This is a genomic window from Aliihoeflea sp. 2WW (assembly GCF_000497755.1).
Lineage (GTDB): Bacteria > Pseudomonadota > Alphaproteobacteria > Rhizobiales > Rhizobiaceae > Aliihoeflea.
This window is the reverse complement of sequence record NZ_AYOD01000011.1, coordinates 36116-48434: the sequence shown is the minus strand read 5'-3', so window position 1 is coordinate 48434 and position 12319 is coordinate 36116. Positions and strand designations below refer to the sequence as shown.

12 protein-coding genes are annotated in these 12319 nt (G+C 64.5%); 9 read left to right on the top strand and 3 right to left on the bottom strand.

The annotated features are described in order from the left end of the window. The first annotated feature begins 82 nt into the window (after positions 1 to 82). From rfbA to rfbD, 4 genes are read left to right on the top strand one after another with little or no spacing between them, the layout of a single operon-like run. On the top strand, positions 83 to 961 hold the full coding sequence (rfbA, locus tag ALII_RS0106995) for a glucose-1-phosphate thymidylyltransferase RfbA (RefSeq protein WP_024586608.1): 879 nt from the start codon (positions 83 to 85) through the stop codon (positions 959 to 961). After that, positions 954 to 1556 carry a dTDP-4-dehydrorhamnose 3,5-epimerase gene (rfbC, locus tag ALII_RS0106990; RefSeq protein ID WP_024586607.1) on the top strand — a complete coding sequence of 201 codons (603 nt, stop codon included), beginning with the start codon at positions 954 to 956 and terminating at the stop codon, positions 1554 to 1556. The genes rfbA and rfbC overlap by 8 nt, the downstream gene beginning before the upstream one ends. After that, positions 1553 to 2611 (top strand): dTDP-glucose 4,6-dehydratase, encoded by a 1059-nt coding sequence (gene rfbB, locus ALII_RS0106985; RefSeq protein ID WP_024586606.1) that lies wholly within the window; start codon positions 1553 to 1555, stop codon positions 2609 to 2611. The genes rfbC and rfbB overlap by 4 nt, the downstream gene beginning before the upstream one ends. A 1-nt stretch (position 2612) precedes the next feature. After that, positions 2613 to 3500, top strand: a complete 888-nt coding sequence (gene rfbD, locus ALII_RS0106980; RefSeq protein WP_244437360.1) for a dTDP-4-dehydrorhamnose reductase — start codon at positions 2613 to 2615, stop codon at positions 3498 to 3500. Between the two features lie 10 nt (positions 3501 to 3510). On the opposite strand, the gene ALII_RS0106975 is transcribed toward rfbD, so the two are convergent. The 3 genes from ALII_RS0106975 to ALII_RS0106965 all read right to left on the bottom strand — a co-directional run bounded on the left by ALII_RS0106975 (position 3511) and on the right by ALII_RS0106965 (position 7417). Next, positions 3511 to 5553 (bottom strand): TRAP transporter permease, encoded by a 2043-nt coding sequence (locus ALII_RS0106975; RefSeq protein ID WP_024586604.1) that lies wholly within the window; start codon positions 5551 to 5553, stop codon positions 3511 to 3513. 97 nt (positions 5554 to 5650) lie between these two features. Then, positions 5651 to 6673, bottom strand: coding sequence for a TAXI family TRAP transporter solute-binding subunit (locus ALII_RS0106970; protein ID WP_024586603.1), 1023 nt, complete (start codon positions 6671 to 6673; stop codon positions 5651 to 5653). A 165-nt stretch (positions 6674 to 6838) separates the two neighbouring features. Beyond that, positions 6839 to 7417, bottom strand: a complete 579-nt coding sequence (locus ALII_RS0106965; RefSeq protein WP_024586602.1) for a nuclear transport factor 2 family protein — start codon at positions 7415 to 7417, stop codon at positions 6839 to 6841. Positions 7418 to 7531: 114 nt separating this feature from the next. Between ALII_RS0106965 and ALII_RS0106960 the strand changes: the two genes are divergently transcribed. The 5 genes from ALII_RS0106960 to ALII_RS0106940 are packed head-to-tail and all read left to right on the top strand — an operon-like array spanning position 7532 to position 12313. Continuing rightward, positions 7532 to 8401, top strand: coding sequence for a GntR family transcriptional regulator (locus ALII_RS0106960; RefSeq protein ID WP_024586601.1), 870 nt, complete (start codon positions 7532 to 7534; stop codon positions 8399 to 8401). Between the two features lie 29 nt (positions 8402 to 8430). Beyond that, the gene (locus ALII_RS0106955; protein WP_024586600.1) at positions 8431 to 9651 is read left to right on the top strand and encodes an ABC transporter substrate-binding protein; all 1221 of its coding nucleotides are present in this window, start codon (positions 8431 to 8433) and stop codon (positions 9649 to 9651) included. Positions 9652 to 9711: 60 nt separating this feature from the next. After that, on the top strand, positions 9712 to 10584 hold the full coding sequence (locus tag ALII_RS0106950) for a branched-chain amino acid ABC transporter permease (RefSeq protein WP_024586599.1): 873 nt from the start codon (positions 9712 to 9714) through the stop codon (positions 10582 to 10584). Between the two features lie 9 nt (positions 10585 to 10593). Continuing rightward, positions 10594 to 11571 (top strand): branched-chain amino acid ABC transporter permease, encoded by a 978-nt coding sequence (locus tag ALII_RS0106945; RefSeq protein ID WP_024586598.1) that lies wholly within the window; start codon positions 10594 to 10596, stop codon positions 11569 to 11571. Then, a complete protein-coding gene (locus ALII_RS0106940; RefSeq protein ID WP_024586597.1) occupies positions 11564 to 12313 on the top strand; it encodes an ABC transporter ATP-binding protein in 750 nt (249 codons plus the stop codon). The genes ALII_RS0106945 and ALII_RS0106940 overlap by 8 nt, the downstream gene beginning before the upstream one ends. Positions 12314 to 12319 lie beyond the last annotated feature (6 nt).

Genomic DNA, 12319 nt, shown 5'->3' with positions numbered 1-12319 from the left:
TATATATCTATAATTGCGGCCTCAATCCTGAAGTATTATTGATGTAATTCGATCAATGAATACTAGGGTTCGGGGTGGGGTCTTGAAGGGTATCGTCCTCGCGGGTGGCACCGGCACGCGGCTGTTTCCGCTGACCATTTCCGTGTCGAAACAGCTTTTGCCGGTCTACGACAAGCCGATGATATACTATCCCATCGGCGTTCTGATGCTTGCGGGAATTCGTGAAATTCTCATCATCAGCACGCCGCGGGACAGGCCGGCGTTCGAGATGTTGCTGGGCGACGGATCGATGTTCGGCGTCGACATCTCCTATGCGGAACAGCCAAGCCCCAACGGCCTTGCCGAGGCCTTCATCATCGGGCGGGATTTCGTCGGTACCGACTCCGTCGCCCTCGTGCTCGGTGACAACATCTTCCACGGCGCGGGGCTTTCGGAGCTTTGCCGCGACGCGCGGGCGAGGCCGTCAGGTGCGACGGTCTTCGCCTATTGGGTGGACGATCCGGAGCGTTACGGCGTCGTCTCGTTCGATCCCCAATCCGGGATGGCCGAGACGATCGAGGAAAAGCCCGCCGTCCCGAAGTCGAACTGGGCCGTGACCGGGCTCTATTTCTACGACAACGACGTGCTCGACATCGCGGCCGGCATCAAGCCATCGGCGCGCGGCGAACTGGAAATCACCGACGTCAACAACGCCTATCTTGCACGCGGCGACCTCAACGTCGCGCGGCTCGGCCGCGGCTATGCGTGGCTCGACACCGGAACGCATGACAGCCTGCACGAAGCCACCGCCTTCGTGCGGACGATCGAGAAGCGACAGGGCATCAAGGTGATGTGTCCCGAGGAGATCGGCTTCGGGCTCGGCTACCTGACCGACGAGCAACTCATGAAGCGGGCCGATGCGCTCGGCAAGACCGAATACGCGGCCTATCTGCGGCGACTGAAGGATATCGTCCGTGCTTGAGGTGCGCCCGCTCGCCATTCCCGAAGTGCTGGAGATCGTGCCGCGCAAGTTCGGCGATGCGCGCGGCTTCTTTTCTGAAACCTACAATTCGCGGCACCTGCAGGAAGCGGGGATCGATCTCGTCTTCGTCCAGGACAATCATTCCTATTCTGCCGCCAGGGGTGTTTTGCGCGGGCTGCACTATCAGTTGCCGCCCCATGCGCAGGACAAGCTGGTGCGCGTCGTCAGGGGCGCCATCTTCGACGTGGCGGTCGATATCCGCGCAGCATCGCCGACCTTCGGCCGCTGGGTGGGCCTCGAGGTTTCGGCCGCCAGATGGAACCAGATCCTCATCCCGCGCGGCTTCGCTCACGGCTTCGTCACGCTCGAGCCGGACACGGAGGTCGTCTACAAGGTCACGGACCTCTATGTCCCGGCCTGCGACCGGAGCATTCGTTTCGACGATCCGCAGATCGGGATCGCGTGGCCGGTCGATGCGGCCGATCTCCAGCTTTCCGCCAAGGACGAGGCCGCGCCTTCGTTCAAGGCTGCCGAGCTTTTCGGCCGGGCAGCGACGCCCGGTCTTCGCGAACGCGAGCAGGAGGGGACGGCATGAACATTCTCGTCACGGGCGGTGCGGGCTTCATCGGCTCTGCCGTCATCCGCCACCTGGCCGGACGGCAGGGTGTCAGGATCGTCAATCTGGACAAGCTGACCTATGCCGGCAATCTCGCCTCGCTCGGCGCGGCAGCGTCGTCGCTGCACTATCGCTTTCACCAGGCGGACATTTGCAACGATGCTGCGGTGCTCGAAATCCTGAGGGCCGAAGAGATCACGCATGTCATGCACCTGGCTGCCGAAAGCCATGTCGACCGCTCGATCGACGGGCCGGGTGACTTCATCCAGACCAACATCGTCGGCACGTTCAAGGTGTTGAATGCGGCCTTGGCTTTTTGGCGCGAACTGCCCGGCGAGCGGCGCGATGCGTTCCGCTTCCATCACGTCTCCACCGACGAGGTTTTCGGCGACCTGCCGTTCGACAGCGGCGTCTTCACGGAAGACACGCCCTACGATCCGTCATCGCCCTATTCGGCCTCCAAGGCCGCGTCCGATCATCTGGTCCGCGCCTGGCATGCGACCTATGGTCTTCCGGTCGTCCTTTCGAACTGCTCCAACAATTACGGCCCCTGCCACTTTCCCGAAAAGCTCATACCGCTCGTCATTTTGAACGCGCTGCACGAGTGCGAAATTCCCGTTTACGGGCAGGGCAGCAACGTGCGCGACTGGCTTTATGTCGAAGACCATGCGCGCGCGCTGGAACTCGTGGCGACGAAAGGCCGGCCGGGCGAAAGCTACAATGTCGGCGGACGTGCGGAGCGCACCAATCTTCAGGTCGTCGAGACGATCTGCGATCTTCTCGACCAGCGCCGGCCGCGGGGCGGTGCGAGGAGCTATCGCGACCTGATCCGGTTCGTCGCCGATCGCCCGGGCCACGACCGCCGCTATGCCATCGACCCCTCCAAGATCGAGCGCGAACTCGGATGGCGGGCGCAGGAATCGTTCGAGACCGGCATCGCGAGGACCATCGACTGGTATCTGGACAACAGGTCATGGTGGCAGCCGATCCGGGAGCGCTCCTATGCCGGGGAAAGGCTCGGCAGGGTCGCCTGACATGGCGCTGCGGCTTCTCGTGACGGGCAAGGATGGGCAGATCGCGAAGGCGCTTGCCCGGGCTGCGTCGGGCGAAGTCGAAATCGTCTGCGCCGGCCGGCCCGAACTCGACGTCACCGATGCCGCCTCGGTCCGCGCCGCGATCGCGCGCCATCGCCCCGACATCGTCATCAACCCTGCCGCCTATACTGCGGTCGACAAGGCCGAGAGCGAGCCGGATATCGCCTTCGCGGTGAACCGCGATGGAGCGGGCAACGTTGCGAAGGAGGCGGCTGAGGCGGGACTGGCGATCATCCATCTCTCGACGGATTATGTCTTTTCCGGCGAAGGGAGCGCGCCCTATGTCGAGACGGACGCGACCGGTCCGGTCGGCGTCTACGGCGGCTCGAAGCTGGCCGGAGAGGCCGCGGTCGCACGCGCCAACGACCGGCATGTGATCCTGCGCACGTCCTGGGTCTATGCCCCCTGGGGCAACAATTTCGCCCGGACAATGCTGCGTCTGGCCGGGGATCGGGATGTGGTGCGCGTCGTCGCCGACCAGTGGGGGGCGCCGAGCTACGCGCCCGACATCGCGGCCGGCATTCTCGCAGTCTGCGGTGCTGTCGCCGAGCGGCCCTTGCAAGCCGACTGGCACGGCGTCTTCCACATGACGAATGGCGGCTGCACGAGTTGGGCAGGCTTTGCCGAGGAGGTGTTCGCGCGGTCGCGGGAAGCGGGCGGAGCCTGTGCCGCGGTCGAGCCGATCGCCACCGCGCAATATCCGACCCCCGCGAAGCGGCCGGCAAATTCGCGTCTCGATAACCGTCGCTTCAACGCGACGTTCGAGCATGAACTGCCGCATTGGCGCGATGGCGTCCGTCGTTTCGTCGAGGCCGTCCGCGAAGGCTGAACGGCCTCGTTCAGCGCGCTCCCGCGCTGGCTTTCGCCATGCGCATCTGGACGATCTGCATCAGCGCGATGGCGAAGAGAACGGCCGCTCCGATCAGCGTCGTCGTCAGTTCGGGCGCGACCATCAGGATCGCCGCGACCGCGAGCAGCGGCCTCTCGAAGGCGCGCAGCGGCTGGATCAGATAGCCCGAAAACGCCGCCGACAGGGCGGTGATGCCCAGTGCTGCGCCCGTGAAGGCCAAAAGGAATGCGTCGAGCGAAAAGCCTTCGACGACGATCAGCAGGGACGGCGAGAAGACGAAGACGAACGGAATGAGCACCTTGCCGATGCTGAGCCTGAAGGCCGTGTTGCCGGCCCGGAACGGGTTGGCGTTGGCGATGCCCGCGGCGGCGTAGGCGGCAAGCGCGACGGGAGGCGTGATGTCGGCAAGGACGCCGTAGTAGAAGACGAAGAAATGCGCCACGAGCGGCTCGACGCCGAGCATGCCCAGGATCGGCGCGGCGACGGTCACCATGATCAGGTAGTTGGCTGTCGTCGGGATGCCGCAGCCCATGAGAACGCACACGACGCCCGTCAGAACGAGCGTGATGATGAGCGTCAGTGTCTGCGGCTGGAGCAGTTCGAACGGGATGAAGGGCTGGAGGGCGCTGGCCCAGGTCGCCGCCGTCGAGGTGACGATGAAGGACACCTTGAAGCTGACGCCCGTCAACGTGACGACGCCGATCACCATGCCGACCGTCGCGGCCGCGGCGCCGACCGCGAGCGCGAATTTCGCGCCGAGGACGAAGCTGTCGAAGATGTCGCGAATGGTGATGCGGTTCTTCGGGTTCGCGATGCCGATGACCATGCACGCTGTGATGCCCCAGAAGGCGGCGAGATAGGGCGTATAGCCGTTCATCAGAACGCCGATCAGGACGAAGAGCGGGATCACCGTCGGCCAATCGTGCCGCAGCACCTGCCACACGCGGGGCAGTTCGTCGGCAGTCAGGCCGCGCAGGCCGAGCCGCTTGGCCTCGAAATGGACCTGCATCAACACACCGAAGAAGTGCATGAAGGCGGGCACGAGGGCGGCGATGAGAATGTCGGTATAGGGAATGCCGAGGAACTCGACCATCAGGAACGCCGCGGCGCCCATGACGGGCGGCGTGATCTGGCCGCCGGTGCTGGCCGCGGCCTCGACGGCGGCAGCGAAGTGGCGCGGATAGCCGACGCGGATCATCGCCGGGATCGTCAGCGATCCCGTCGTCACCGTATTGGCGATCGAGGAGCCAGAGATCGAACCGAGAAGTGCGGACGACAGGACGGAAACCTTGGCCGGCCCGCCTGAAAAGCGCCCGGCGACGGCTGATGCGAGATCGATGAACAGCTTACCGAGGCCCATCCGCGTCGCGAGCACGCCGAACAGCACGAAATGGAAGACATAGGTGGCGACGACGCCGACCGGCAGGCCGAAGATGCCCTGGCTGGTCAGATAGAGGTGGTTCACCAGCCCGGACCAGCTCGTGCCCGGATGGACCAGAATGCCGGGCGCGCTGCGCCCGAACAGCGCATAGGCCATGAAAAGGCAGGCGATGACGGGCAGCGGCCAGCCCATCGAGCGGCGTGTCGCCTCGAGCAGGACGACAATCAGGATGGTGCCCATTACGACGTCGATCGGCAGGGGATTGCCGACGCGAAAGGCAAGATCGTTGAAAATCCAGGGCACGTACATGACGGATACCGCACCGGCGAGCGCGAATGCCCAGTCGATGAGCGGAATGCCTCCTGGTCGCAGCAATGACGATCGGTAGAGCGACTTCTGGCCGGTCGGGGTCGCTGCGAAGACGAGAAAGATCAGCCCGATCACGAACGCCATGTGGACGCCGCGATGCGTGACCTCGCGCAAGAGGCCAAAGCCGGCCGTGTAGTAGTGGAAAACCGAAAGGGTGAAGAGGAGGCCGGCCACCAGCCAGCCGACTGCCGGGCCCAGCGGGCGGAACCGCACCTCCGGGTCGAACTTCTCCTCCAGTTCCGCAAGGTCGGGCTGGTCGGTCTGGCTTGCGGACTGGGTCATCGGCGTCGTTTCGTCGGTTCATGGAAAAGAAGATGCCATTCGCCGAAGCTCGGCGAATGGCAGGGCATTGCGGTCGTCGGCAACGATGGCGCGCCGGCTATTCCTGAAGCAGGCCGGCTTCCTTGTAGAAGCGCTCGGCGCCGGCGTGGAGCGGGATGCCGACGCCTTCGAGCGCGGTTTCCTTCACGATCGACGCGCCCTTGGCGTGCCCATTGTCGAGCAGGGCGCGCGAATTGTCGTTCCAAAGCGCCTTGGTGATCTCGTAGATGAGATCGTCGGGCTGCTCCGCGCTGGTCACCCACTGGGCGCCGACGCTGATGCTCTGGACGTCGTCCGGCACGCCCTCATAGGTGCCGCCGGGGATGGTATGCTCGGCGAAGAAGCCGTATTCCTCGAGCAGCGCGTCTGCTTCAGGTCCCTCGATCGGAACGAGGACGATGTCCTGACTGGTTGCCAGTTCGGTGATCGCACCGGCCGGGAAGCCGCCGACGAAGAAGAAGGCGTCCATGTTGTTGTCGCGCATGAGGTCCGCAGCCTGGTTCGGCTTGAGGAACTCGGCCTCGACATCGTCTTCGGAAAGGCCGTAGGCCTCGAGGATGATGCGGGCATCGACGAGCGTTCCCGAACCCGGCTCGTCGAGCGAAACCTTCTTGCCGGCAAGATCGGCGACCGAGGCGATGCCGGCATCCGCGCGTGCGACCAGATGGATGCTTTCGGGATAAAGATTGGCGATGGCGCGCACGTTTTCGAGTGCGCCCTTGCCCTCGAAGACGCCGGTGCCCGTGTGCGCCCAGTAGGCGACGTCGGACTGCGAGAAGCCGGATTCGATCTGGCCGCTGGCAATGCCGTTGATGTTGGCGACCGAGCCGTTGGAGGCGAGCGCAGTCGCGATCACGCCGGGCGCGCCGCAGCTTCCGCCTTCCTCGCAGGCGCGGGAGCCTGGCGGGTTGGAGATGGCGTTGGACAACAGGCCGCCGATCGGAAAATAAGTGCCGGCCGTGCCGCCGGTCGCGATGCGGAAGAACTGGATGTCCTGCGCAGTGGCCGGAAGCGTGGCAAGGCCGCCCGCGATCGAAAGGATGGCTGCGGCTTTCGCCAGCCCGTTGAATGAAAGGCTCATGGTTCTCTCCTCATTGGCTGAGACGCTCCCGGATGTTCCCAGGGCCGCAATGTTTCCGCTCGTACGTGGGAGTGCAAGCCTCATTCTCGCCATCATTGGCGCCGGCCCACCGATTTGCGGGCAATTGCGTCGCTGCGCCAGCCGATTAGCCGCTCTGGGCCAGCGCTAGTCAGAGGCCGGTCGAAGCGCCGTCGCTAGGTCGTTCCAGACCTCCTGCCGCCGGATCTTTCCGTCTTCCACCTCGAACCGGTCAATGAACCGGACGTTCGCGAACGGCGTCCCGTCCGGCTGTTCGCCGTGAAGCGTGCCAGAAACGAAGACCGTGGTCGTGGTGCCAGCATGGCTTTCGTTCACGCTGTCGACCGTCTTGCGCACAAAGCGGTAGCGCGGCGCGGAAAAGGCGACCAGGTCCTCCAGTCGGGTCATCCGCGTACCGTTAGTCGGGCCGGGAAACACCATCTCGAAGTCCGGGCTCAAATGCCTGCGCGCCCCGTCGAGGTCGCGCGCTTCCATCAGGCGCAGAAAGTCGAGCACGATCTCGCTCGCCGGACGCAAGGCGGCGCCGGGCGATCGTGGCGCGCGCCCGCGCATATAGCTGTCCGCATCGACTTCCTCGAACACCACGGTGATTGCGTCCAGCGGTGCTTGGAGCGTCGCCGCGACGGCATCCGTCAGCCGCTCGGCAAGGCGCCTGCGGACGTCGGCCGCATAGCCCCGGATCAGCGTTCCGCGAATGATCGGCATGGTCGGGCTCCGTTTCGGCAAATTTAGTTGCTTGCTATAATGGTATATTGTTATATCATTAGTCAATGACGCAGCGGCAATGCCGGCGCGTAGCTCGGTCGAGCGGGAGAGGGCATGGGCGAATTCATGGGCGATATGGGTCGGGAGCAGAAGTCGCAGTCGTCGGGCACGGCCGTGCCGCGCCGAGCGCTGATCGACCCGACGTCGCGCGTGCCGCTCTACCACCAGATCCTGATCATCCTGCGCAACCAAATATTTTCGGGCGAACTGCGTCCTGGCGCGGCTCTGCCGGGCGAACAGGAACTGGCCGAGCGTTTCGCCGTATCGCGCATCACGGCCAAACGTGCGCTGAACGAGCTTGCCGATGCCGGGCTTGCGGTGCGCGAGCGTGGTCGCGGGACGCGCGTTTCCGATACGCCGCCCGCGCCGACGATCAAGACTTCGGTCGAGGGCTGGCTGGAAAACATCTCGCTGATGGGCGTGGCGACCGATGTCGAAGTGCTCGAGTTCGACTACGTCCCGGCCCTGGCCGAAGTGGCTGAGGCCTTGCTTGTCAAGCAGGGCACGATCGTCCAGCGGACGGTGCGCGTGCGTTCGCTGGACGGCGAACCGATGTCGCATCTGGTGACCTACGTCCCGGAGGACATCGGGCGGTCCTTCGATCGTGACGAGATGGGAAGCTTTCCGCTCCTGACGCTGATGGAGCGCCACGGCGTCAAGGTAGCCGATGCGCGTCAGAGCGTCTCGGCGACGCTGGCCGAACCGGAGATCGCCCGCGCGCTGTCGATCCATGCCGGCTCGCCGCTCATCGATGTCAGGCGCATCGTTCGCGATGTCGACGACCGGCCGGTCGAGTTCATCCGCGTGCTCTACCGGCCCGACAAGTACCAGTTCGAGATGAACTTGAAGCGCGTCCGCCGCCGCGAGGGAATGCAGTGGCAGTCGCTCGGCCAGGACCCGTCCGGCCGTTCGAACGACAAGTGATCCAATCATAAGAAAAGAGAGGAACTGACATGAAGACGCTTATCCATACGCCCATCAAACGCCGGCAGTTTCTGGCCGGAGCCGGAACCGCAGCCCTCGTGACGGGCTTTCCGGCTGTCCTGCGTGCGCAGGAGCCCGACGCGATCCGTCTCGGCCTGGTTCACCCGGTGACCGGCTTCGTCTCGTTTTCCGGCACGCAGTGCCGTGTCGGCGCGGAGATGGCTATCGCCGATATCAACGCCGCCGGCGGCATCCAGTCGATGAACGGCGCCAAGCTCGAAGCGATGCTCGCCGACAGCCAGGGCCGTCCGGAACTCGGAGCGTCCGAGACTGCTCGCCTGATCGAGGCCGGCGCGACCGGCATCATCGCGGGCTATTCGTCGGCAATCTCGCTCGCGACCTCGCAGGAAGCGGCCAAGACGATGACGCCCCACATCGTCGATGTCGGCGTTGCCGACAACATCATGGAACGCAATCTCGAAAACACGTTCCGCTTCGCGCCCGGCTTCGGCTCCGTGGCGAATTCTGCCGTGGAAGCCCTGAAGGCGATCAACGCCAGCGGCGAGGCCAAGACGGCCGTCATCATCCACGAGGAGTCGCTGTTCGGCACCGGCACGGCCGAACTCCTTGCCAAGGAGCTGCCGAATATCGGCATCGAAGTTCTGGAGGTCATCCGCCACGCCAATCCGACGCGCGACTTCACCAACATCGCGCTTCAGCTCCGCTCGCTGCAGCCGGACCTCATCATTCCCGCCAACTACTACAACGAATACGTGCTCCTCGCCCGCACGCTGCGCCAGCAGCGCATCGCGGCCAAGGGCATCTACTCGGTGCTCGGTGGCGCGGCCTCGAATCTGCAATTCGTCCAGGAATTCCCGGAAGCGGCCGAGAACATCATGGACTGCAACCACTGGTACGACCCGAATTCCGAAGTCGCGGTGCAGCGTCGCGCCGCCGCCGAGGAGAAGGGCCTGTTCTACACTTACGAGATCTTCCTTGCCTACAACGCCGTCGCCTTCCTCGCCGATGCGATCGAACGCGCGGGATCGACCGAGAACGAGGCCATCATCGAGGCGCTCAACTCCTCGACCTGGGACAATCACGGCATGCCCTACGGGCCGACCAAGATCGAGAACGGCCAGAACACTGGGGCGCAGGCGGTCAATACGCAGGTTCAGGGCGGCGAGATCCAGGTGGTCCTGCCGGAAGAATTCGCCTCCGCCGAGGTGATCTTCCCGGTCCCGGCCTGACCTTCCGCCTGAACGAAACGGGCGCGGGGCATGGCTCCGCGCCGCATCACAGGTTGTGACATGATCGATCCGGTCATCCTGATACCATCGCTGATCAACGGGCTGACGACGGGCGCGCTCTACGCGCTCGTCGCGCTCGGCCTGACGCTGATCTACGGTGTCCTGCACATCATCAACTTCGCCCATGGCGCGATGCTGATGATGGCGCTTTACGGCGTCTTCTTCCTGAACCGCCTGTTCGGCATCGATCCCTATGTGGCGCTTCTGATCGTGCCGCCGGCCATGTTCGCGATCGGCTACGCGCTCCAACGCGGCATCATCGGCCGGGCCAGCCATGGCCGCGACGAGAATATCCTGCTCGTCACGCTGGGCCTCTCGATCATCATCGAGAACATGGCGCTCTATTTCTTCCGCTCCGACACGCGAACCATCGAGACGCCCTATTCCTTCGAGGTGGTCGAGTTTGCCGGTGCATTCGTTCCCGTCGCCAAGGTCGTCGCCTTTTTCGGCGCGCTGGTGACGGCCGCGCTGCTTTGGGCCTTCATGTCGAAGACCGATCTCGGTCGCGCCATCCGCGCGCTCGCCAAGGAACGCAAGGGCGCGCGGCTCGTCGGCATCAATGTCGACCACGTCTTCGCCATGAGCTTCGGCATCGGCGTCGCCTGCCTTGGCGTTGCGGCCTGCCTCTTGATGCCGAGCTACTACGTCAATCCGCAGGTCGGCTACGGCTTCGTGCTGATCGCCTTCACCACGGTCGTCCTCGGCGGCATGGGCTCCTTCGTCGGCGCCATGATCGGCGGGCTGGTGATCGGCGTGGTGGAAGCCATGGGCGGGTTGTTCCTGGGGGACAGCCTCGGCCAGTTCGGCATCTTCGCCATCTTCATCCTGATCCTGATGTTCCGCCCGACGGGACTTCTGGGTCACAAGGTCTGAGGCGGGCGGATGATCAACACCAAGCAACTCGTCGCTCTTCTCGTCATTTTCGGCCTGATCGCCACCTGTCCATTCTGGATCGTCTCGCCCTCGACGCTGAACACGGTGATCGCGATCCTCTACATCGCGCTGCTCGGCCAGGCGTGGAACATTCTCGGCGGCTATGGCGGCCAGTTCTCCTTCGGCCATGCGGCCTTCTTCGGCACCGGCGCCTATACGGTGGCGGTGCTTCAAATCCAGTTCGGCATCAATCCGTGGCTGGGCATGGTCGCCGGCGGGCTTCTCGCCATGGGCGTCGCGCTCTTCGTCGGCTTCGCCTCGTTCCGCTACGGCCTGCGCGGCTCCTATTTCGCGCTGGTGACGCTCGCCTTCGCAGAAGTGCTGCGCATCCTGTCGAACTCGGTCGGCTTTACCGGCGGTGGCGTCGGCATCCTGATCCCGCTCGAGCGCGACATCGCCAACATGCAGTTCGCCGACAATCGCGGTTATTTCTGGCTGATCTGGACGCTCTGCCTCGCCTGCTTCCTCACTGTCTGGTGGCTCGGCCGCTCGCGCTTCGGCGCCTGGCTGATGGCCGTGCGCGACAATGAGGATGCGGCTCGCGCATTGGGCGTCGACGTGTTCAAGACCAAGATGGGCGCAGTTGCGCTCTCCGGCTTTTTCTCCGGGCTTGCTGGCGTCTTCTACGCCCAGTTCTACCTCTATCTTGACCCGCTGATCGCTTACGGCTCGGCGATCTCGATCGAATCGCTTCTGGTGCCGATCATCGGCGGCATGGGCACATTGTTCGGCCCGCTGATCGGCGCCGCCGTCATCCACACGCTGTCCGAAGTCACGCGCCACAATATCGGCGACGTGCCGGGCGTCGCGCTGGCGATCTACGGCGTGCTCCTGATCGTGATCGTCATGTTCCTGCCGCGCGGCCTGATCAGCATCTTCTCCGTTGCAAAGCGGGCATTTTCGAAGCGGAGGCCGGCCAATGCTTGAGGTCAATGGCATCTCCAAATCCTTCGGCGGGCTGAAGGCGGTCGACAACGTGTCGATGAAGATCGCCGAAGGCAGTCTCGTCTCCTTGATCGGGCCGAACGGCGCGGGCAAGACGACGTTCTTCGCGCTCGTCACCGGCTTCCACAAGCCGGACAGCGGAACGGTGACGCTCGCCGGAAGCGACATTCTGGGCGTCAAGCCGAGTGACATCGCCCGCGCAGGAATGGTGCGCACCTTCCAGATTGTGCAGCCCTTCGCCGGCCAGACGGTGCGCGAAAACATCGCCGTCGGCGCGCATCTGCGCCATACCTCGCGCCGCGACGCGCTCGACCGGGCGCGGGAGGTGGCCGAGAAAGTGGGCCTCGGCGACCGGCTCGACCAGGATGCTGCCGATCTGACGGTCGCCGGCCGCAAACGACTCGAAGTCGCTCGGGCGCTCGCGACCGATCCCAAGCTTGTCCTCTTCGACGAGGTGCTGGCCGGGCTGAACCCGAGTGAAATCCGCGACGTCATTCCGGTCATCCGCGCCGTGCGGGATTCGGGGGTGACGATCCTTCTGATCGAGCATGTCATGCAGGCCGTCATGAGCTTGTCGGAGTACACCTTCGTGCTCAACCAGGGCCGCTTGATCGCCGAGGGAGAGCCGCGCGCGGTCGCGGCCAACCAGACCGTCGTCGAAGCGTATCTGGGGCCGGGGATGGCCGCACGGCTGAAGCGGCAGGCGGCGGAGGTGCCGGCATGAGCGGCG